The organism is Kitasatospora sp. NPDC052868 (assembly GCF_044547105.1).
Taxonomy (GTDB): Bacteria; Actinomycetota; Actinomycetes; order Streptomycetales; family Streptomycetaceae; genus Kitasatospora.
Map to the genome: position 1 here is coordinate 176,754 of NZ_JBITZW010000011.1, position 19,638 is coordinate 196,391.

Here is a 19,638-nt window from a genome sequence, read left to right on the forward strand (position 1 = left end):
CTCAGAGCTGGAAGGTGGCGACGGCGGCGGCGCAGTCCGAGGGCCAGCCGTTTCCGGCGGCGTTCGGGTCCGGCTGCGGCCAGCCAGTGGTGAGGGTGTGGGCCTCGACGAGGGTGAGCGGCCCGGCGCTGTGCACGGCGGCGATGCGGTCCTGCGGCTCGGGCTTGGTACCGCGCTGCTTGCGGGTCGGCGACCAGGTGGCACCGGGGGCGGCCGCCGGGTCGGGGTGGGCGGCGCGGTAGGCGTCGGTGAGCCCGGCACCCTGAAGGGCCGTCGTGGCCGGCCAGGCGAGCGGGCCGACCCCGCCGTGCGCGGCGGCGGTGGCCGCCGTCCAGTCCAGGTGGGACGGCGAGGCCAGGTCGGCGCCGAGGACGACCGTCCGGCCGGCCGTGCGCTCGCCCTGGACGGCGGCCGCCAGGGCCTTGGCCTGCTGGAGGCGGACGGAGGCGTTCTCGGTGGCCAGCACCTGGGCGGCGCTCTGGCCGTCCTGGACGGCGTACGGCCCGTAGTTCGCCTCGTCAAGGTGGGCGGCCCAGAACCGGACGGTCCGGCCGCCGGGCAGCTGGACGGTGGCCCCGGCGGCGGGCAGCGCGGTGGTGACGGCCGTGACGGCGCTCAGCGGGTAGCGGCTGAGGATGCCCACGCTGCCCGCGCTCTGGTAGGCGTACCAGCCGAGCGCGGTGGCCAGCGTCTGGGCGGCGGTGCCGGCGGTCTCCAGCAGGGCGAGGACGTCCAGGCCCTGGGTGAGGACGGTGCGCAGCTGCTTCTCCGGGGCGTCGGTGAAGGCGGCGCCCGCGTTGGCGAGGTTCCAGGCGGCGGTCTTCAGCCGCAGCGGGGCGGCCGGGTCGGTGACCGGCACGGTGAGGGTGAGAGCGTCGGTGACGCCGACAGTGTCCTTGACGCCGACGAGCAGCTGCACGTCGCCGGTGGTCGAGGGTGCGGTGCCGGTGACCGTGCCGTCGGCGGCCACCGCGAGCCAGGACGGACCGCTGATCCTGCGGAAGGTGGGCGTGCCGGCGGCCCGGCACCAGAGGCCGCCGAGCTTGACGGAGACGGCGGCGCCCGGCGCGACGGCGGTCGCGGTGAGGGCGTCCACGGCCAGGTGCGGGCGGACGGGTGCGGGCTTGGGGCGGAAGGTGAACGGCGCGGTCTGCGCGAGGACGCCGTAGCCGTCCTTGGCCAGCAGGTACGCGGTGTACGGGCCGCCGGTGAGCGCGGAGGTGTCGAGCTGGATGTCGCCGGAGGCGCCCGGCGTGTACTTCCAGAGCAGGGAGGAGCCGGTGCCGGGCTGGCGGGTGCCGTCGTAGATGCCGACCCAGTTCTTGGTGTCGGGGGCGGTGGTGGTCCAGTGGAAGGTGAGCCTGTCACCTTCGACGGGGCCGGCCGGCGAGGCGAGGGTGAGGGTGCTGCCTGTGGCCACGAGGGTCCTTCGGGTCAGGGAGGGCGTCCAGTTGGCTGAACAACTAGACGCCTATTGACCCGAAGAGCGACATACTCCGTGTGAACGAGACATGACCGGACGCCGGGAGGATGGACAACTCGCCGTTGAGCGATGGTCGTTGACGAACGGCGTCGGAGGTCTTCGCCGACGGCCGGCGCGGAGGCCGGGCGGGGGCCTTCGCGCCCGCCCGGCCCTCCCGCGCCTTCTCAGTGACTGCTCTTCAGGTTGAGCACCACCACGCCGACGATGATCAGGGCCAGGCCCAGCCACTGGAGCCGGCCGAGTGACTCGCCGAAGGCGGCCACGCCTATCCCGGCCACCGCGGCGGTGCCGGCGCCGGACCACACCGCGTACGCGACCGAGACCGGGATGTGCTTCAGCGCCTTCCCGAGCAGGTAGAACGAGAGCACGTAGCCGATGCCCACCCCGACGCTCGGCCAGAGTCTGCTGAAGCCCTCCGTCAGCTTCAGGCAGCTGGTGGCGCAGACTTCGCTGAGGATCGCCAGGGCGAGGAGTACGTAGGGCATGGCCGGTCAAACCGCCGGTGCGGCGGTGAGCTTCCCGAGCAGCGCGAGGTCGGCGTGCTCCAGGCTGTCGAGCAGGGTGACCCGCGAGCCGCCCGGGATCGCCACGTCCGAGGAGGGCACCGCGAGGACGGCGCAGCCCGCGGCGCTGGCGGAGGCGACGCCGGTCGGGGTGTCCTCGACGGCCACGCAGGCCGCCGGGTCCAGGCCGAGGCGGGCGGCGGCGGCGAGGTACGGGTCCGGGGCGGGCTTGGTCCGCGCGGTGTCCTCGGCGGCGAGGGTCACCGCGAACCAGTCGCGGCCGATGGTGGAGAGCACCAGGTCGACCACCCGGCGCGGGGAGGCGGAGACCAGCGCGGTGGGCACGTGGGCGTCCCGCAGCTCGGCGAGCAGGGCGAGCGCGCCGGGGCGCGGGACGGTCTCGGCGGCGACCTTGCCGGCGAAGGAGTCGCCGAGCCGGTCCGCGAGTTCGGCCTCGCTGAGCGCGGTGCCGCTGACCCGGTGCAGATGGGCGGCGGTGTGCTCGATGGCCTGGCCGAGCACCTCGGGGACGTCGGAGTCGGTCAGCGCGTGGTGCAGCTCGTCGGCGAGTTCGGCGGCGGCCTGCCACCAGAGGTGCTCGGTGTCGACCAGGGTGCCGTCCATGTCGAACAGGACGGCGGCGGGTGCGGGGGCTTGGAGCGGGGGGTTTTCAGGCATGGCGGTACCTTCGGTGGTTCATCAGGAGAGTGCGGACGGATCAGACGGTACGGCGGTCCACGAGTACCGGGCGCTCCGGGAGGGTGATGTCGGCGGTGGAGCCGATCGGCAGCGCGGCGGCGGCCTCGGTCGGCAGGTCTGCCTTGACCTCGGTGCCGTCGGCGAGCCGGACGGTGAGGCGGGTGACGGCGCCCAGGAAGGAGGCGCCGACCACCAGGGCGGGGCCGTGCGCGGAGGGGGTCAGCGAGACGTTCTCGGGGCGGACCAGCACCTGCAGCGAGCCGTCGGCCGGCAGCGCGCCGTCCACCGCGTGCCGGCGGCCGAGCACCTCGACGCCGTCCGCGGTGCGGGTGCACGGGATGCGGCTCATGGTGCCGACGAACTCGGCGACGAAGGCGGTCGCCGGGCGGGCGTACAGCTCGGACGGCGTGGCGCACTGCTCCAGTCGGCCCGCGCGCAGCACCGCGACCCGGTCGGCCATCGAGAGCGCCTCCTCCTGGTCGTGCGTGACGAACAGGGTGGTGATCCCCAACTCCTGCTGGAGGCGGCGGATCTCCTCGCGCAGGGTCAGGCGCACCTTGGCGTCCAGCGCGGACAGCGGCTCGTCCAGCAGCAGGACGCGCGGCTGCAGGGCCAGGGCGCGGGCCAGGGCGATGCGCTGCTGCTGGCCGCCGGACATCTGGTGCGGGTAGCGGTCGGCGTGCTGCGGCAGGCCGACCAGCTCCAGCAACTCCTGGGCGCGCTTGCGGCGTTCGGCCTTGCCGGTGCCGCGCATCCGCATCCCGAAGGCGACGTTGTCGGCCGCCGTCAGGTGCGGGAAGAGGCTGTACGACTGGAACACCATGCCGGCATCGCGGCGGTGGGCGGGGATCTGGGTGATGTCCTTGCCGTCCACCAGCACCTGGCCGGAGTCGTGCTGTTCGAAGCCGGCCAGGATGCGCAGCGCGGTGGTCTTACCGCAGCCGGACGGGCCGAGCAGGGCGACCAGTTCGCCCGGGTGGACGGTCAGGTCGAGGCCGTCCAGGGCGGTGGTCGCGCCGAACGAGCGGCGCAGGGTGCGGAATTCGACGGTCGCGCCGCCGGGTGCGAGGGGGACGCCGGCGACGGGGGCGGTAACCGTGGTCATGGTGGGTAACTCCGGGGGCTTCAGGAGGTGGTGGTCTTGTGGCGGCGCTCGCGGCCGACGGTGGCCAGCAGGAGCAGCAGCAGCCAGGTGATCAGCAGGCTCAGGATGGAGACCGCGACCGACATGTGGGCCTGGCTGTTGCCGACCGAGTAGATCCACACCGGGAAGGGCTGGTAGCCGAGGATCGAGGCGGCGGTGAACTCGCCGAGCACCAGGGCCAGGGTGAGGAAGGAGGCGTTCAGCAGGGCGCCGCGCAGGTTGGGCAGCACGACGGTGAACACCGCGCGCGGCCAGCTCGCGCCGCAGTTGCGGGCGGCCTCGACCAGGGTGCGGACGTCCACCGCGCGCAGGCCCGCGTCCAGGGCCCGGTAGGCGAGCGGCAGGGACATCAGCACGTAGGCGATGACCAGCACGAGCGGGAAGTCCGGGTCCTGGATGAACACGAAGGTCTGGAAGAACGGCGTGTCCATCAGGTAGTCCGGGCCCCAGCGCAGCACGCCGATCAGGCCGGCGGTCAGCGCGACCGGCGGGACGACCAGCGGCAGGGTGCAGAGCACGTCGATCACCGGGCGCAGCCGCGGCGAGCCGAGCCGGACCGCGATCAGCGCGGGCACCAGCAGGAGCAGCAGTACCAGGACGGTGACGAGGGCGAGTTCCAGGGTGAGCCAGAGGCTGTCCAGGAAGCCGGGGGCGCCGAGCAGACCGGTGTACGCCTCGAAGGAGTAGCCCTTCGGGTCGTCGATGGAGAAGTAGCCGGCGGCGGCGAGCGGGACGATGAAGTACACGCCCGCGACCAGCAGGACGGCGCCGCGCCACCAGCGCGGCTTGGGCCGGGTGGACCGGGGGCGGGCGGAGGTCAGCTGAGCCATCGGGCACTCCGGCGCTGGAGGGGCAGGTAGACGGCCATCACCAGGACGGCGACCACGATCATGTTGAGGCTGAGGGCGAGGGCGAGGTTGCCCTGGCCGACCAGCACGTTGCCGGAGAGCGCGTCCGCGATCGAGCGGCTGACCAGGGGCACGGTGGCGCCGACCATGGCCGCGGCGGTGGCGTACGCGGCGAAGGCGCTGCCGAAGAGCAGGACGAATCCGCCGAGCAGTGAGGGCAGCAGGATCGGCAGTGCGACGTGCCGCCAGTACTGGAAGGTGGTGGCCCGGTTGTTGTGGGCCGCCTCGCGCCACTGCACCCGCAGGCCGTCCAGGGCCGGGGTGATGGTCAGCACCATCAGCGGGATGAGGAAGTACAGGTAGACGATGGTGAGGCCGGTGAAGGTGTAGAGCGACCAGCCGTGGTCGGTGAGGTGCAGCAGCTCGGTGACCTCGCCGGCGTTGCCGAGGGTGGCGACGAAGGCGAAGGCGAGCGGCAGTCCGCCGAAGTTGGCGAGCACACCGGAGGCGGTGAGCACCGCCTGGCGCAGCCAGGTGAACCGGGAGGTCACCACGGCCTGGGCGATCGGCAGGCCGATCACGGTGGAGAGCAGCGCGGTGAGCGCGGAGAGCTTGAGGCTGCTGACCATCGCGGTCCAGTAGGCGCCCTGGACGGAGGCGGTGACGTTGTCCAGGGTGAACTGGCCGCCGCCGCCCTCCGCGTCGGTGGAGGTGGTGAAGGCGCCGATCACGATGGCGACGGCCGGCAGGCCGAAGCCGATGGCGAAGAAGACGAACAGCGGGGCGGTGGCGAGCCAGGAGCCGCCCCGGATGCGCAGGCGCGGACGCCTGCGGGGGGTGGGGGTGGTGGTCGCGGTGGACGCCCCCGCGCCGCCACCGGTTTCGGTGGCGGCGGGGGTGGTCGGCACCGGGGTGGGAGCCGTGGTCATGAGGTGGGTTCTCAGCCTGTCCGGTTGTGCCGGGTCAGCCGGCGATGGCCTTGGTCCAGTTCTCGGTCACGACCTTCTTGGCGGCCGTGATCTGGTCCTGGGTGGGGAAGGTGGTGAAGGGCTTCTCGACGACGGGCAGCTTGGCGGCGGCCGCGGTGTCGAGGGTGCCGTCCTTCTTCAGCGCCTCGAAGGTCGCCGGGGTGGCGTAGCCGCCGAGGAAGAGGTTCTGGCCCTCGGTGCTGAAGAGGTACTCCTGCCACAGGCGGGCGGCCGCCGGGTGCGGGGCCCACTTGTTGACGCCCTGGTTGTAGAACTGGGCGTAGCTGCCGTCGACCGGGACGGCGACCTTCCAGTCGACGCCCTTCTCCTTGAACTCGTCGGTGTAGCCGGCGTTCAGGTAGGACCAGTCGATCGAGATCGGGGTCTCGCCCTTCTCGATGGTGGCCGGGGTGGACTCGACCGGGTTGAAGTTGCCGGCCTGCTTCAGCTTGCCGAAGAAGTCGATGCCGGGCTGGATGTTGTCCAGCGAGCCGCCGTTGGCGAGCGCGGCCGCGTAGACGCCGCCGAAGGCCGAGCCGGACTTGGTCGGGTTGCCGTTCAGGGCGACCTGGCCCTTGTACTCCGGCTTGAGCAGGTCGGCGAAGGTCTTCGGGCAGTTGGCGATCTTCTTGGCGTCGCAGCCGATGGAGACGTAGCCGCCGTAGTCGTTGACGGCGGCGCCGTTCGCGTCCTTCATGGTGTCCGGCACCTTGGCGAAGGTGGCGACCTTGTAGGGGGCGAGCAGGCCGTCCTTGACCGCCTGGAGCGCGAAGGCGCTGCCGAGGTCGACGACGTCGGGGGCGCGGTCCTGGCCCTTGCGGGAGGTGATCGCGTTGATCTCGTCCTGGCTGGAGCCGTCCGGGTTCTCGTCCTCGATCTCGATGCCGTACTTGGCCTTGAACGAGTCCATGATCTTGCCGTAGTTCGCCCAGTCCTTGGGCAGCGTGATGACGTGCAGCTTGCCCTCCTTCTTGGCGGCGGCGACCAGCGCGTCCATTCCGCCGAAGTCGGCGGCGGAGGTGGCCTCCTTGGCGTCCTTGGCGCCGGCCTTGGCGGCGTCGCCGGACTTGGTCGAACCGGCGGAGCCGCAGGCGGTGAGGGAGAGCGCGGCAGCGGTCAGTACGGCCGCGAAGGCGGCGGCGCGGGCACGGTGCACGGTCACGGGTCAGTCTCCTGATCGGGGCGTACTGCGGGGAGCGTTCGGGGGAGGGGCGGCGAGCCGGGGGCTGGTCCGCGGGGCGTCCGTTGTGAGTTCGGATGCCCCCGAGTTGACTAGCCAACTTCGCCGACGGGGGTAAGTACGCCGGAGTCCGGTGACGGGAAGGTGAACGGACGGCCCAGAACCGGGGTCGGCTGCGGGAACGGTCGAATCAGGCCCTCGGAGGGCGATCTCCCGGGTGCGATGCTTCGAGGGCGCAGCGGGATAAGGTCGGGCTGTCCGCGCCGGTACGGCTGTGCAGGACACCGCCCCAGGAGGGATCTTGACTGACGTGGCACTGGAGCCCGGCCGATCCGCCGCCGAGGAGCGCGGCCGACCCGCCGCCGAGGAGCGCGGCTCCGGCGCGCTGTACCGCAAGGTGGCCGCCGACCTTCGGGAGGCCATCACCACCGGTGCCTTCGGCGAGGCCGGCCGGCTGCCCGCCGAGGGCGCGCTCGCCGAGCAGTACGGGGTCTCGCGCGGCACCGTGCGCCAGGCGCTGGCCGTGCTGCGCTCGGACGGGCTGGTCACCTCGCGGCGCGGCACCCGCCGGGTGGTGCTGGGCACCGCCCGGGTGCAGAGCTTCTCCGAGCTGCTGAGCTTCACGCACTGGGCGTACTCGATGGGTGAGGAGCCCGGCGGCATCCTGGACTCGCTGGTCCGCCGCCCGGCCGACGCCGCCGAGCGCGAGCAGCTGCGGCTGGAGCCGGGCGCCGAGGTGTTCGTGACGGTGCGTCTGCGCACGCTCTCCGGGACGCCGGTGATGGTCGAGCGGACCGTCTACCCGTCCCGGGTCGGCGAGATCGTGGCGCAGCTGCCGGCCGACGTGGTCTCGCACACCGAGGTGCTGCGCGAGCACGGCATCCTGTTCACCGACGCCGACCACACCATCGACATCGTGGCCGCCAACGCGGAGGACGCCCGGCTGCTCGGCTGCCGGCGCGGTGGCCCGCTGCTGCGCGAGCGGCGGCGCACCACCGACCCGACCGGGACGCCGGTGGAGTGGTCCCAGGACCGCTACCTGCCGGGGACGGTGGCGTTCAGCATCCACAACTCGCTGGCCACCTCGGCGCTTTCGCGGCACGCCCGGGAGGGCGACTGAGTCCGCCGGCCGGTTCGGGGAGCCGGCCGCTCCGCCTCCCCGCCCGCCTTCCCGCCCGCCTTCCCGCCGGCCTCAGCCCATGAGGGCGGCGAGCAGCGGGCGGAAGTGCTCGAAGCCGGGCGTCGCGGCGCCCGCCTGCTTGGCCTGGTCGTCCCAGCGGCGGACGGCGACGGCGTCCGCGGCCCCCGGCAGGGCGGCGAAGGCGGCGGCCTGCCCGGCGCTCATCGGGCCGCCCTGCACCCGGAGGGTGTACTCGGAGGCCTCGGAGAGCCTCGCCCGGTACTCCGGCTCGACGGTGCACAGGTAGCGCTTGGCGGCCACGTGCAGCCGGATCGGCCCGGTGACCTCGGGGCCGAACCAGCGGGCCAGCCAGTCGGCGCCGGTGTCGCTGTGGTGGTTGTCCTGACCCTGCATCAGATCCCGTCCGTGCAGGGCGCCTTCGAAGTGGCCGACATCGTGCAGCAGGGCGGCCGCGACCAGGTGCGGGGGTGCCCCGGCGGCCTCGGCGAGCGCACCGGCCTGGAGCATGTGCTCGGCCATGGTGACCGCCTCGCCCAGGTACTCCCCGGCGCCCTCGCCGGCGAACAGGTCGGCGAGCGCGTCCAGTCCGGCGCCCCGGTGGTGCAGCACGGCCAGCGTGCTGGTCAGCGAGTCCAGGTCGGCGTAGCAGCCCTGGAGGTGGCGCGAGCCGTCCTGCTCGAACGCCGTCCGGGCGTGCAGCAGGCGGACGTTGTCGAAGATCAGGCAGTCGCCCGGGTCGAGCCGGAAGTCCAGCCGCAGCTCCGGGCGCAGGGTGATCGCGGCGAAGCGGCGGTACGCGGTGTAGAAGGCCTCCAGCTCCTCGGCCGGGCCGCGCAGGGTGCCGATCGACCGGTTGTTGAACCGCACCTCGCGGATCCGGCCGAGCGGGTCCACCTCGATCAGCGGCCGGTCGGCGCGCAGTTCGGTGCCCCGGTCGCGGAAGACGAACGGGACGACCGTACGGGTCAGCACGGCGAAGTCCGCCGGGGCCTCGGCGCGCAGCAGCGCCGCCGCCTGGAAGCCGTCCACCAGTCCGGAGTCGCCGCCGGGCGCGGAGTTGTCCAGGCAGTGCAGCAGTTGGAGGGTGGGCACCGGGTCCCGGTAGGGGTTGTCGGTGTGCGGGGCGATCGCGACGCTGGTGAAGGCGAGGTTGTTGGGGTCGGGCTCGACCCGGACGTCGAACAGCTCGCCGTAGTTGGTCACCCGGACGTAGCCGAAGGTCTCCGCCACCGCCAGCACCTGGCGCTCGGCCACCGGCACCCCGTGCAGCACGGCGAAGCCGCTGCGCCGGACGGCTCCGAGCACCGCGGCGCGCTCCGCCGGGTCCTCGAGGTACGCCGTCCACTGCGCCGACGGGAGCCCGCCCGTGAAGTCGGCGGCCGTCCAGAGCCGCTTGTCCGCCTCCGTCCGCCCGTCCCCCTCGGCGCCCTGCGCCAGCCACTCCAGCGGGTAGCGGGAGCGGTGCCCGTCCGACCAGAGCACCTCCAGCCGTCCGCCGGACCCGGTGTGCGCGGCGACGGCCAGGTCGTCCGGCAGGTCGGAGATCTGGAACAGCTTCTGCCCGCTCCGGGGATCCCGGCACTCGGCACACGGGCAGTTGTCGCGCAACCAGTACGGCGGCAGCTCGGACACGGGGCTCCTCCTCGATGGTCCGTGAAGTTGTATAGCCAACTTCACTTCGTGGGAGCCTGCCCGGCGACGGTGAGATCCGGGTGGCGCGGCGGTGAACCCCTCGGGAACAGGGCGCCTACGCGCGGGCGTCGGGCACCTGTGCGCGGGCACCGCACATCGGGCCGCCCGGGTGGAGCCCCGGGCGGCCCGACACCGTGGCATCAGTGCCGGACGGCGGCCTCCCAGGCCTGCTCCGCCGCCCGGCGGGCCGCGGCCGGGTCGGTGGTGAGGACGGTGGCCAGCGCGGTCAGGACGCCGAGCACCGTCTCCAGCGAGGCCGCCCGGCCGTAGTGGTTGACCCGGAGCATCCCGGCGGCCAGGGCGCCGCCGCCGGGCTGGACGGGGAGGGCCGGGTCCAGCCGGAGCAGCTCGGCGGCGAGCGCGGTGGCCGCAAGGCCGGGCGGGGTGCGCACCGTGGTGGCGACGGGCGCGGCGTGGGCGTCCTCGGGGACGAACGGGGTGAGGGTGCCCAGGGCGCGGACCCCGGCGCGGGTGGCGGCCGCGGCCGCGCGGTGGCGGGTGATCACGGCGGGCAGGCCGTCCGCGGCGATCCGGTCCAGGCAGGCGCCCAGCGCCAGCATCTCCAACTGGGCGGGCGCGTGCGGGAGTGCGGTTCGGCCGGCGTCCGTCCAGCGCTCCTTCCAGTCCAGCAGGGAGAGGTAGGAGCGGCGCGGGGCGGCGGGGTTGGCGGCGATCCGCTCCCAGGCGCGGTCGGAGACCGAGACGGCCGAGACGCCGGCCGGGCCGCCCATCGCCTTCTGGCCGCCGATGACGCACAGGTCGACGCCCCACTCGTCGGTGAGCAGCGGCTCGGCGGCCACCGAGGCGACGGCGTCCAGCATCAGCAGTGCGCCGTGCGCGCGGACCACCTCGGCGATCTCGGCCACCGGGTTGGTGTTGCCGGTGGCGGCCTCGGCGTGGACCAGCGAGACGAAGTCGATCGCCGGGTGCGCCTCCAGCGCCGCGGCGACCTGCTTGGCGCTCACCGCCCCGTCGAAGGGGACGGCCAGGTCCACCACCTCGGCGCCGCAGTCGCGCAGCCAGTTGCCGAAGGTCTGCCCGTACGGGCCGGTGACGATGTTCAGCGCGGTGGAGCCGGGGTGCGCGGCGCCGCGGATCGCGGCCTCCAGCGGCAGCAGCGCCTCGCCCTGGGTGATGATCACGTCGGCGGAGGTGTGCAGCAGCGCGGCGACCCGGTCCTCGATCGCCGCGAAGTCGGCGGCGCTGAGCGGGGGCAGGTCGAGGAAGGGGCTCACGGTGGCGGCCGGCCTTTCACAGGTGGGGCGGTTCGGTGGGTCGGTTCGGGCAGGGACGAGTCTGCCGCATTTCCGCCGCCCGCCGGGAACGGCCGCCTCGGTAGAGTGCGGCCATGAGCGATGGCGCGGTGCTGCACGTCCGGGGGCGGGTCCTGGTCGGTCCGGAGGACGTCCGGGACGAACTCTGGGTGGTGGACGGGCGGGTGAGCTTCTCGCGGCCGCCGGCCGCGGACGACGTGCGGACCGTCACCGGCTGGGTGCTGCCCGGCCTGGTGGACGCGCACTGCCACGTCGGCCTGGACGCGCACGGCGCCGTCGACGCCGAGACCAGCGAGAAGCAGGCGCTCACCGACCGCGACGCCGGCACCCTGCTGATCCGCGACGCGGGATCGCCCGCCGACACCCGCTGGATCGACGACCGCGAGGACCTGCCGCGGATCATCCGGGCCGGCCGGCACATCGCCCGCACCCGCCGCTACATCCGCAACTACGCGCACGAGATCGAGCCCGGCGACCTCGCCGCCTACGTCCGCGCCGAGGCCCGGCGCGGCGACGGCTGGGTCAAGCTGGTCGGCGACTGGATCGACCGGGACCGCGGCGACCTCGCCGCCTGCTGGCCCGGCGACGCGCTCGCCGAGGCGATCGCCGCGGCGCACGAGGAGGGGGCGCGGGTCACCGCGCACTGCTTCGCCGCCGAGTCGCTGCCGGACCTGCTGGCGGCCGGCATCGACTGCATCGAGCACGCCACCGGGCTCACCGAGGAGCTGATCCCGGCCTTCGCCGAGCGCGGGGTCGCGATCGTGCCGACGCTGGTCAACATCGCCACCTTCCCCGCGCTGGCGCTCGGCGGCGAGGCCCGGTTCCCGGCCTGGTCCGCGCACATGCGCCGGCTGCACGAGCGCCGCTACGACACGGTGGGCGCGGCGCACGACGCGGGCATCCCGGTCTTCGTCGGCACCGACGCGGGCGGCTCGCTCGCCCACGGCCTGGTCGCCGAGGAGGTGGCCGAGCTGGTGAAGGCCGGGCTCAGCCCCGCCGAGGCGCTCTCGGCGGCGAGCTGGGGCGCGCGCGCGTGGCTGGGCCGCCCGGGCCTGGAGGAGGGCGCCCCCGCGGACTTCGTGGTGTACGCGCAGGACCCGCGCGCCGACGTCCGGGTGCTCGCGGACCCGCGGTTGGTGGTGCTGCGCGGGCGCCCGGTCGGGTGACCGACCAGGGCGGGGCCTGGGGGCGCCGGGCTGTCGGGGTAGGCCGATAGGGTGGCGCCCATGGCACCGCGTCCCCTGAACGAGATCGTCGAACCCGGCTGGGCCACCGCCCTGGAGCCGGTGGCCGGGCGGGTCGCCGCCATGGGCGACTTCCTGCGCGCCGAGCTGGCCGCCGGCCGGACGTACCTGCCCTCCGGGCCGAACGTGCTGCGGGCCTTCCAGCAGCCCTTCGCCTCGGTGCGGGTGCTGATCGTCGGACAGGACCCGTACCCGACGCCCGGCCACGCCGTCGGGCTCAGCTTCTCGGTGGCGCCGGACGTCCGGCCGATCCCGGCCAGCCTGGTGAACATCTTCGACGAGTACGGGCGCGACCTCGGCCTGCCGCAGCCGACCACCGGGGACCTCACCCCGTGGACGGAGCAGGGCGTACTGCTGCTCAACCGGGCCCTGACCACCGCCCCGCGCAAGCCCGCCGCGCACCGCGGCAAGGGCTGGGAGGAGGTCACCGAGCAGGCGATACGGGCGCTGGTGGCGCGCGGGGGCCCGCTGGTGGCGATCCTCTGGGGGCGCGACGCCCGCAACCTGCGCCCGCTGCTGGGCGAGGTGCCGGCCGTCGAGTCCGCGCATCCGAGCCCGTACTCGGCGAGTTCGGGCTTCTTCGGCTCGCGGCCGTTCAGCCGGGCCAACGAGCTGCTGGCGCAGCAGGGCGCGCAGCCGGTGGACTGGCGGCTGCCGTAGGCCTGTCCGGCCGAGCCCTCGGCGGGGCTGCGGGCGGGCTTTCCCCGGCCGCCGGTCAGTGTTCGGCGTCAAGCTCACTCGAATGAGTGAAATGACGTTCTGTGTGACTCATGTGACGGATTGTTCGAGAAGACTGGCGGCTCATCGTTCGGAGCGCCGGCCCCTTACCCCGTCCCGCGGGTGATGTCGGAGGCGCGCTCCACCGCAGCACCACCCGTGGGGGTACCGCCATGTCTTCTGCTTCTTCGCGTTCCGTCTCCGTCGCCGCCGTGGTGGTGGCCTCGGCCCTGCTCGCCGTACCGCCCGCGTACGCCACCGGACCGGCCGCGTCGCCGCCCGCCGCGGCGAGCCCCGGCAAGGCGCGCGCCGTCACCGCCGAACTCGACCTGGACGTCAGCCTGTTGAACAAGACGGTGGACGTCCCGGTGAACGTCTCGCTCAACAAGGTCGAGACCCCGGCGCAGCGCGACGGTTCGATGCTCACGGCCACGGTCGACGGCGTCGACCAGAAGGGGCCGGTCACCCTGGTCAAGGCCGACGTGGGCACGTCCGTGACCAGGTCCGACGCCAAGGGCACCGCGGCCTCCGTCCGGCTGGTCAACGCCGACGTGCACGCCCCGGGCCTGCCGGCCACCACCCTGCTGGGCCTGGAGGCGCTCAGCTCGGAGGTCACCTGCCCGGTCGACGGGCCGCCGACGGCCGACGTCGTCGCGCCCGCCAGGCTGACCGTCCTCGGCAAGCCCGTCACCCTCGGCCTGTACGGGCCGACCAAGGTGGACGTGCCGCTGATCGGCAGCGTCTCGGTGGAGTTCTCGAAGAAGAGCACCACCTCGGCCACGGCCGCCGCCTCGGCCCTGGAGGTCCAGGTCGAGGTGAACCCGCTCAACCTCAACGTGGCCAAGGTGAGCGGGAGGATCACCGTGGCCTCGGTGAGCTGCGAGAAGCCGACCGCGCCCGCCACACCTACCGCCGCGCCTTCGTCGAGCGCCCCCGTCGCCCCCGCGCCCTCCGCCCCCGCGCCCGCCACCACCGCCGCCGTCCAGCCGGTCGCCGACGCGACGTCCCCGGCCGGCCGCCGGGCCGTCCCGCAGGCCGCCACCGCGAGCCCGACGGGCAGCCTCGCCGCCACCGGCAGCAGCGGCTCCACCGGTCCGCTCGCCGCCGGGGCGGTCGCCCTGCTCGCGGCCGGCGGCTGCGCCCTGCTGGCCACCCGGCGGCGCCGCGCCGCGCACGCCCGCCGGCACTGACCGGACGCGCCCGGCGGCGGCGCGCCACCCCGCGGTGCGGGAGTGCCACCCGCGGCACTCCCGCACCGTGACCGTGTCAACGCGGACGGTTGGTTCACCTGCGCGTTACATGAGGGGAACAACCGGGAAACGGCGGCTTGCGACGCTACGCGGGCACCCACCACCCAGTTTGCGAGGTTCACCGCCGTGGCAATCAAGGCCGAGTACATCTGGATCGACGGCACCAAGCCGACCGCCAAGCTCCGTTCCAAGACTCGGATCCTGGCCAACGCGGACAAGATCCCCACCTGGGGCTTCGACGGTTCCTCCACCAACCAGGCCGAGGGTCACGCCTCGGACCGCGTGCTCGCGCCGGTTGCCACCTTCCCGGACCCGATCCGCGGCGGCGACAACATCCTCGTCCTGTGCGAGGTCAACGAGATCGACGGCACCCCGCACGAGTCGAACACCCGCGCCCTGCTGCGCCCGATCGCCGAGCAGTTCGCCGCTCAGGAGTCGATCTTCGGCATCGAGCAGGAGTACACCTTCTTCAAGGGCTCCCGCCCGCTCGGCTTCCCCGAGGGCGGCTTCCCGGCCCCGCAGGGCGGCTACTACTGCGGCGTCGGCGCCGAGGAGGTCTTCGGTCGCGAGATCGTCGAGCTGCACATGGACCGCTGCCTCGCGGCCGGCCTGTCGCTCTGCGGCATCAACGCCGAGGTCATGCCCGGCCAGTGGGAGTTCCAGATCGGCCCGGTCGACGCGCTGACGGTCTCCGACCACATGTGGGTCGCCCGTTACCTGCTCTACCGCACCGCCGAGGAGTTCGGCATCGACGCCACCCTCGACGCCAAGCCCGCCCGCGGCGACTGGAACGGTGCCGGCGCGCACACCAACTTCTCCACCAAGGCGATGCGCGAGAACTACGACGCGATCATCACCGCCTGCGAGTCGCTCGGCGCCTCGCAGGAGATCGTCCTGGAGCACGTCACCCAGTACGGCGCCGACATCGAGTCGCGCCTGACCGGCAAGCACGAGACCGCCCCGTGGAACGTCTACAGCTACGGCGTCTCCAACCGCGGCGCCTCGGTCCGCATCCCGTGGCAGGTCGAGGTCGAGCAGAAGGGCTACATCGAGGACCGTCGCCCGAACGCGAACGTCGACCCGTACGTGGTGACCCGTCTGCTGGTCAACACCTGCTGCTCCGCCCTGGAGAAGGCCGGCCTGGTCTGAGCCTTCCGGCTCCCCGGCTCACCGCTTCCGTAGGCCCGCAGGCCCTTCCCGTACCGGGGAGGGCCTGCGGGCTTCGCCGTGCCTGCGATCCGGCCCGACCTGGTCCGGTCCGGCCTGGTCCGGTCCGACCTGGTCCGGTCCGGCCCTTGATCCGACCGCTCCGGTGGTCGGATAATCACCGTCATGAACGCCCCCGCCCGCCACCCCCTGGTCCGACGTCTGCACGTCGACCTGGTGCGCGTGTGCGCGGCCGCCTGTCGCCCCTGAGTCCCACCGAGTCCCACCGAGCCCCGCTGAGCCCGCACCGGGCTCCCGCTCGGTACCAGGCCCACAGGCGACCCCCGGCGCAGGAGCGTACGTCCATGTCCCTTGGCTTCCACTGGTTCCTCCCCACCAACGGCGACAGCCGGCAGATCGTCGGGGGCGGCCACGGCTCCACCCCCGGGACGGCCGGGTCGGACCGGCCGCCGAGCATCGGCTACCTCGGCCAGATCGCCCGCAGCGCCGAGCAGCTGGGCTTCGAGGGGGTGCTGACGCCGACCGGCGCGTGGTGCGAGGACGCCTGGCTGACCACGGCGATGCTGACGCAGGTGACGGAGCGGCTGAAGTACCTGGTCGCCTTCCGGCCGGGGCAGATCAGCCCGACGCTGGCCGCGCAGATGGCGGCGACCTACCAGCGGCAGTCCGGTGGACGGCTGCTGCTGAACGTGGTGACGGGCGGGGAGTCGGCGGAGCAGCGGGCGTACGGGGACTTCCTGGACAAGGACGCGCGCTACGCCCGGACCGGGGAGTTCCTCGACATCACCCGGCGGCTTTGGGCCGGGGAGACGGTCGACCGGGACGGCGGGCACCTGCGGGTCGAGCGGGCGCGGCTGAACCGGCTGCCCGATCCGGTGCCGCCCGTGTACTTCGGCGGCTCCTCCCCGGCGGCGGGCGAGGTCGCGGCGCGGTACGCCGACGTGTACCTGACCTGGGGGGAGCCGCCCGCGCTGGTCCGGGAGAAGATCGCCTGGATCCGCGGCCTGGCCGCCGCCCAGGGCCGGGTGGTCCGGTTCGGGATCCGGCTGCACGTGATCACCCGGGACACCTCCGCCCAGGCCTGGGCGGAGACCGAGCGGCTGCTCGCGGGGATGGACCCGCAGCGCGTCCGGGAGACCCAGCGGGCCCTCGCCGAGAGCGAGTCGGTGGGCCAGCGCAGGATGCTCGCCCTGCACGGGGGCTCCGCCGAGCGGCTGGAGGTCCACCCGGGGCTCTGGGCCGGCATCGGCCTGCTGCGCGGTGGAGCCGGAACGGCGCTGGTGGGCAGCCACCGGGAGGTCGCCGACCTGGTCTCCGAGTACCACGAGCTGGGCGTCGACGAGTTCGTGCTGTCGGGGATCCCCCACCTGGAAGAGGCATATTGGTTCGGCGAGGGAGTGCTTCCCCTGCTGGCCGCCCGCAACCTCTGGAGCCGACCGTGAGCGACGCCTTCCACCCCCGACTGCACCACGTCCCGGCCGGCTCGCTGGACGCGGACACCGCCCAGACCGGCGGCATGCACCGCTTCGCCGCGATCAGCGGCGGGCGGGTCGGCGCCGAACGGCTCTGGATGGGCCAGACCCACGTCGCGCCCGAGACGGCCTCGGCCGACCACCACCACGGCGACTCGGAGACGGCGATCTACGTGCTGAGCGGCCGCCCCGAGTTCGTGTTCCTGGGCGAGGACGGCACGGAGGAGCGGATCCGCACCGGTCCGGGGGACTACGTCTTCATCCCGCCCTTCGTCCCCCACCGCGAGGAGAACCCCGGGCCGGACGAGGAGGCCGTGGTGGTGATCGCCCGGTCGAGCCAGGAGGCGATCGTGGTCAACCTGCCCGGCGGCCTCGGGTCGGGGTAGGGGGGACTGGCGGAGTGGGAGGTCGGCGGGGCCGACTTCCCACTCCCGGGGCTTAGAACTCGTCGGCGCCGTTGCGCAGCTCGGGCGTCCAGTAGCCGGTGGCCCAGACGGCCGGGTCGACGGCGATGCCGCCCTCGCCGGGGGCCTTGACGGTGGCCAGGCCGGCGCTGCCGCTCAGCCCGACGGAGAACGCGGACACGGGCTCGTTGTTCTCGTGGACCCCGCCGTTGGACAGCCGGACCAGGGCGTAGGCGGGGGCGCCGGCGGCGAGGACGACCGGGCTGCCCGGCTTGCTCTTGGCGACGGCCGGCACGTTCTCCCGGTGGCTCTCCAGGAACCGGATCTGCGGGAACTCGCTGAGCCGGCAGCTGTGGCCGGAGGTGTTCCGCGCGGTCAGGACGATGTGGGTGTAGGGCGGCCCGTCCTGGCGGGCGGCGCTGACGGCGAGGTCCTTGACGGCGCACAGGGGCGCGGCCGCCGAAGCCGCCGAGGGCGCGGCGGCCGGCTCGACCGGCGGCTTCGAGGTGGCGGTGGCGGGCTGGGCGGCGCCGGAGCCCTTCCCGGCCGGCGCGGCGGGTGCAGCCGGTGCGGCCGGTGCATCGGGTGCGGAGGGTGCGGCCGACGGGGCCGCGGGTGCCACCGGCGCGGCGGGCGCCGCCGCACCGGCGGGCTTCGGGTCGCCGGCCTTGGGGCTCGCGGGCACCGGGTCCGGACCGCAGGCGGTCAGGGCCAGGGCGAGTACGGCGGTACCCGTCGCGGTCAGGACGGCGGTGCGGCTGTGGAACGTACGCATGGGAACTCCCCCGGGTCTGTGCTGCGGTGACGCATGCTCTGGTCGATCTGCAACGACCATGGCCCGGGAGCCGTCCCGTCCGCCAGACCCGGCGGCCAATCCGGGACGCCGGGACGTTCCATCCCCTCTGACCTGCGGAAACGCGCGAGCCTGGAACGCCGGAACGGGACGCTCACCGGAACGGGCCGGGGGGTGGGACGGCTCAGGCGCGTGGTTCGGCCCCGGCGGCGGTCCAGGCGAGGAGCATCCGGAGGGCGTCGTGGGAGGGGCTTCCGGGGGCCGCGTCGTAGGTGATCAGGGCCTGGTCGGGGTCGTCGGCGGCGCGGAGGGTGTCGTAGGTGAGGGAGAGGGTGCCGACGAGCGGGTGGTGGAAGCGCTTGGCGCCCGCGGTCTTGTCCTGGACGGGGTGCTCGGCCCACCAGCGGCGGAAGTCCTCGCTCTGCATGGACAGCTCGCCGATGAGGGAGGCGAGCCGGGGATCGTCGGGGCGGCGTCCGGCCTCCAGGTGGAGGTAGGCGACGTTCTCCCGGGCACAGGAGTCCCAGTCCGCGTACAGGTCGCGGGAGGCCGGGTCGAGGAAGGTGATCCGGGCGATGTTGCGCTCGGCGGGGGCCATGGCGCCGTAGTCGCCGAGCAGGGCACGGGCGGCCGGGTTCCAGGCCAGGACGTCCATCCGGCGGCCCATCACCAGGGCCGGGACGTCCCGCAGCTCGGCCAGCAGCCGCCGGAGCATCGGCCGCACCGGCTGCTCGGGCCGGGGCGCCTGGTCCAGCGGCGGGCGGCGCGGGGCCGGGCGGGCCAGGTCGTGCAGGTGGCGGGTCTCGTCGGCGGTCAGCCGCAGGGCGCGGGCGAGGGCGTCGAGCACCCCGCCGGAGGGGTTGGGGACGCGGTCCTGTTCCATCCGTGTGTAGTAGTCGACGCTGACGCCGGCGAGCAGGGCGAGTTCCTCGCGGCGCAGGCCGGCGACCCGGCGGGTGCCGCCGTAGTCCGGCAGGGCCACGTCCTGCGGCCGGAGGCCGGAGCGGCGCGAGCGGAGGAAGTCGCCGAGGCTGGTCGCGGTGGTCATGGAAGAAGTGTCGCCGGTGGCGCGCGGCGCTGCCTGGCCCTGGCGGGGCCAGGCAGCGGGGGGCTGCAGACGGGCGGTGGGACGGCGGCCGGAGGTCAGGCCCATTCCGCTGGTGCCACCGGTGATCGGGACGACGCGGTCGTGGAAGGTGCCAGGGGAGGAGGTGGGTTGCTCATGGACCCCAGCGTGGTCGGCGCCGCCGGACGCAACCAGGCCCGCCGCAACCCGGGTGCGCCAGGGCTGGGCAGCCGCGCCGCCGTCGGGCGCCGGGCCGGGCGCCGGGGCCGGGCCGGGGTGCTGACGCCGGGGCTATGCTGACGCGGTGTCGGATTCACGAGCGCTTCGGGAGTTCCTCGACCACTGCCTGGACAGTGCGGAGAAGGTGGGCTTCTCGCTCGCCGACGGGCGGGACTTCCTCGGCTGGGTGGCCGAGGTGGAGGACGGCCGGATCCTCGCCGCCTGGGCGCCGAGCCCCTTCGCGCCGGAGCCCGGGGAGGAGTGGCTGCCGATCACCGCGATCCTGCCCGGTACGGCCGCCCGGTACGACAGGGCCCTGAGACGCTGGGTGGAGCACTACGGGTGATCCCCGGGCGGGTCGGGGCGGCGTCGAC

At 74.0% G+C, this 19,638-nt stretch carries 20 protein-coding genes; 9 read left to right on the top strand and 11 right to left on the bottom strand.

The window, feature by feature from the left end; translation table 11 throughout:
• Position 1 precedes the first annotated feature (1 nt).
• The 7 genes from ACIGZJ_RS20640 to ACIGZJ_RS20670 form a co-directional block, all read right to left on the bottom strand.
• Complete coding sequence (locus tag ACIGZJ_RS20640) at positions 2 to 1,420, bottom strand: hypothetical protein (protein WP_396458552.1); 1,419 nt, start codon at positions 1,418 to 1,420, stop codon at positions 2 to 4.
• Between the two features lie 227 nt (positions 1,421 to 1,647).
• Positions 1,648 to 1,968 (bottom strand): DMT family transporter, encoded by a 321-nt coding sequence (locus tag ACIGZJ_RS20645; protein WP_396458553.1) that lies wholly within the window; start codon positions 1,966 to 1,968, stop codon positions 1,648 to 1,650.
• 6 nt (positions 1,969 to 1,974) lie between these two features.
• The gene (locus ACIGZJ_RS20650) at positions 1,975 to 2,664 is read right to left on the bottom strand and encodes an HAD family hydrolase (protein ID WP_396458554.1); all 690 of its coding nucleotides are present in this window, start codon (positions 2,662 to 2,664) and stop codon (positions 1,975 to 1,977) included.
• Positions 2,665 to 2,704: 40 nt separating this feature from the next.
• Positions 2,705 to 3,790 (bottom strand): ABC transporter ATP-binding protein, encoded by a 1,086-nt coding sequence (locus ACIGZJ_RS20655; protein WP_396458555.1) that lies wholly within the window; start codon positions 3,788 to 3,790, stop codon positions 2,705 to 2,707.
• Positions 3,791 to 3,810: 20 nt separating this feature from the next.
• Positions 3,811 to 4,659, bottom strand: coding sequence for an ABC transporter permease (locus ACIGZJ_RS20660; protein WP_396458556.1), 849 nt, complete (start codon positions 4,657 to 4,659; stop codon positions 3,811 to 3,813).
• Complete coding sequence (locus tag ACIGZJ_RS20665; protein ID WP_392936011.1) at positions 4,647 to 5,606, bottom strand: ABC transporter permease; 960 nt, start codon at positions 5,604 to 5,606, stop codon at positions 4,647 to 4,649. The genes ACIGZJ_RS20660 and ACIGZJ_RS20665 overlap by 13 nt, the downstream gene beginning before the upstream one ends.
• 34 nt (positions 5,607 to 5,640) lie before the next feature.
• Positions 5,641 to 6,807, bottom strand: a complete 1,167-nt coding sequence (locus tag ACIGZJ_RS20670; RefSeq protein ID WP_392936012.1) for an ABC transporter substrate-binding protein — start codon at positions 6,805 to 6,807, stop codon at positions 5,641 to 5,643.
• Between the two features lie 328 nt (positions 6,808 to 7,135).
• On the opposite strand from ACIGZJ_RS20670, the gene ACIGZJ_RS20675 reads away from it, so the two are divergent.
• A complete protein-coding gene (locus tag ACIGZJ_RS20675; RefSeq protein WP_392936349.1) occupies positions 7,136 to 7,945 on the top strand; it encodes a GntR family transcriptional regulator in 810 nt (269 codons plus the stop codon).
• A gap of 72 nt (positions 7,946 to 8,017) precedes the next feature.
• On the opposite strand, the gene ACIGZJ_RS20680 is transcribed toward ACIGZJ_RS20675, so the two are convergent.
• Complete coding sequence (locus tag ACIGZJ_RS20680) at positions 8,018 to 9,598, bottom strand: phosphonate degradation HD-domain oxygenase (protein ID WP_396458557.1); 1,581 nt, start codon at positions 9,596 to 9,598, stop codon at positions 8,018 to 8,020.
• A gap of 200 nt (positions 9,599 to 9,798) precedes the next feature.
• The gene (locus tag ACIGZJ_RS20685) at positions 9,799 to 10,893 is read right to left on the bottom strand and encodes a pyridoxal-phosphate-dependent aminotransferase family protein (RefSeq protein ID WP_396458558.1); all 1,095 of its coding nucleotides are present in this window, start codon (positions 10,891 to 10,893) and stop codon (positions 9,799 to 9,801) included.
• A 113-nt stretch (positions 10,894 to 11,006) separates the two neighbouring features.
• On the opposite strand from ACIGZJ_RS20685, the gene ACIGZJ_RS20690 reads away from it, so the two are divergent.
• The 6 genes from ACIGZJ_RS20690 (at position 11,007) to ACIGZJ_RS20715 (ending at position 17,168) form a co-directional block, all read left to right on the top strand.
• Entirely contained in the window at positions 11,007 to 12,098 is a 1,092-nt protein-coding gene (locus ACIGZJ_RS20690) for an amidohydrolase family protein (RefSeq protein ID WP_396458559.1), read from the top strand.
• 60 nt (positions 12,099 to 12,158) lie between these two features.
• Entirely contained in the window at positions 12,159 to 12,836 is a 678-nt protein-coding gene (locus ACIGZJ_RS20695; protein ID WP_396458560.1) for a uracil-DNA glycosylase, read from the top strand.
• A gap of 230 nt (positions 12,837 to 13,066) precedes the next feature.
• Positions 13,067 to 14,083, top strand: coding sequence for an SCO1860 family LAETG-anchored protein (locus ACIGZJ_RS20700; RefSeq protein WP_396458561.1), 1,017 nt, complete (start codon positions 13,067 to 13,069; stop codon positions 14,081 to 14,083).
• 186 nt (positions 14,084 to 14,269) lie between these two features.
• Positions 14,270 to 15,292: a glutamine synthetase gene (glnII, locus tag ACIGZJ_RS20705; protein ID WP_392936027.1), complete on the top strand. Its 1,023-nt coding sequence runs from the start codon at positions 14,270 to 14,272 to the stop codon at positions 15,290 to 15,292.
• A 362-nt stretch (positions 15,293 to 15,654) separates the two neighbouring features.
• Positions 15,655 to 16,752: an LLM class flavin-dependent oxidoreductase gene (locus ACIGZJ_RS20710; RefSeq protein WP_396458562.1), complete on the top strand. Its 1,098-nt coding sequence runs from the start codon at positions 15,655 to 15,657 to the stop codon at positions 16,750 to 16,752.
• Positions 16,737 to 17,168: a cupin domain-containing protein gene (locus tag ACIGZJ_RS20715; RefSeq protein WP_396458651.1), complete on the top strand. Its 432-nt coding sequence runs from the start codon at positions 16,737 to 16,739 to the stop codon at positions 17,166 to 17,168. The genes ACIGZJ_RS20710 and ACIGZJ_RS20715 overlap by 16 nt, the downstream gene beginning before the upstream one ends.
• Before the next feature lie 52 nt (positions 17,169 to 17,220).
• On the opposite strand, the gene ACIGZJ_RS20720 is transcribed toward ACIGZJ_RS20715, so the two are convergent.
• The gene (locus ACIGZJ_RS20720) at positions 17,221 to 17,961 is read right to left on the bottom strand and encodes a DUF4232 domain-containing protein (RefSeq protein ID WP_396458563.1); all 741 of its coding nucleotides are present in this window, start codon (positions 17,959 to 17,961) and stop codon (positions 17,221 to 17,223) included.
• Positions 17,962 to 18,163: 202 nt separating this feature from the next.
• Positions 18,164 to 19,027, bottom strand: coding sequence for a helix-turn-helix domain-containing protein (locus ACIGZJ_RS20725; RefSeq protein WP_396458564.1), 864 nt, complete (start codon positions 19,025 to 19,027; stop codon positions 18,164 to 18,166).
• A 174-nt stretch (positions 19,028 to 19,201) separates the two neighbouring features.
• Here ACIGZJ_RS20725 and ACIGZJ_RS20730 point away from each other — a divergent pair, with 174 nt between their 5' ends.
• Positions 19,202 to 19,345, top strand: a complete 144-nt coding sequence (locus ACIGZJ_RS20730) for a hypothetical protein (RefSeq protein ID WP_396458565.1) — start codon at positions 19,202 to 19,204, stop codon at positions 19,343 to 19,345.
• Between the two features lie 4 nt (positions 19,346 to 19,349).
• A complete protein-coding gene (locus ACIGZJ_RS20735) occupies positions 19,350 to 19,610 on the top strand; it encodes a hypothetical protein (protein ID WP_396458566.1) in 261 nt (86 codons plus the stop codon).
• Positions 19,611 to 19,638: the final 28 nt, after the last annotated feature.

Bases quoted from the DNA above. Each gene is read 5' to 3' on its own strand.
- ACIGZJ_RS20645 (WP_396458553.1), bottom strand. From the start codon at position 1,968: ATGCCCTACGTACTCCTCGCCCTGGCGATCCTCAGCGAAGTCTGCGCC.
- ACIGZJ_RS20650 (WP_396458554.1), bottom strand. From the start codon at position 2,664: ATGCCTGAAAACCCCCCGCTCCAAGCCCCCGCACCCGCCGCCGTCCTG.
- ACIGZJ_RS20690 (WP_396458559.1), top strand. From the start codon at position 11,007: ATGAGCGATGGCGCGGTGCTGCACGTCCGGGGGCGGGTCCTGGTCGGT.
- ACIGZJ_RS20710 (WP_396458562.1), top strand. From the start codon at position 15,655: ATGTCCCTTGGCTTCCACTGGTTCCTCCCCACCAACGGCGACAGCCGG.
- ACIGZJ_RS20655 (WP_396458555.1), bottom strand. From the start codon at position 3,790: ATGACCACGGTTACCGCCCCCGTCGCCGGCGTCCCCCTCGCACCCGGC.
- ACIGZJ_RS20660 (WP_396458556.1), bottom strand. From the start codon at position 4,659: ATGGCTCAGCTGACCTCCGCCCGCCCCCGGTCCACCCGGCCCAAGCCG.
- ACIGZJ_RS20720 (WP_396458563.1), bottom strand. From the start codon at position 17,961: ATGCGTACGTTCCACAGCCGCACCGCCGTCCTGACCGCGACGGGTACC.
- ACIGZJ_RS20725 (WP_396458564.1), bottom strand. From the start codon at position 19,027: ATGACCACCGCGACCAGCCTCGGCGACTTCCTCCGCTCGCGCCGCTCC.
- ACIGZJ_RS20730 (WP_396458565.1), top strand. From the start codon at position 19,202: ATGGACCCCAGCGTGGTCGGCGCCGCCGGACGCAACCAGGCCCGCCGC.
- ACIGZJ_RS20665 (WP_392936011.1), bottom strand. From the start codon at position 5,606: ATGACCACGGCTCCCACCCCGGTGCCGACCACCCCCGCCGCCACCGAA.
- ACIGZJ_RS20695 (WP_396458560.1), top strand. From the start codon at position 12,159: ATGGCACCGCGTCCCCTGAACGAGATCGTCGAACCCGGCTGGGCCACC.
- ACIGZJ_RS20700 (WP_396458561.1), top strand. From the start codon at position 13,067: ATGTCTTCTGCTTCTTCGCGTTCCGTCTCCGTCGCCGCCGTGGTGGTG.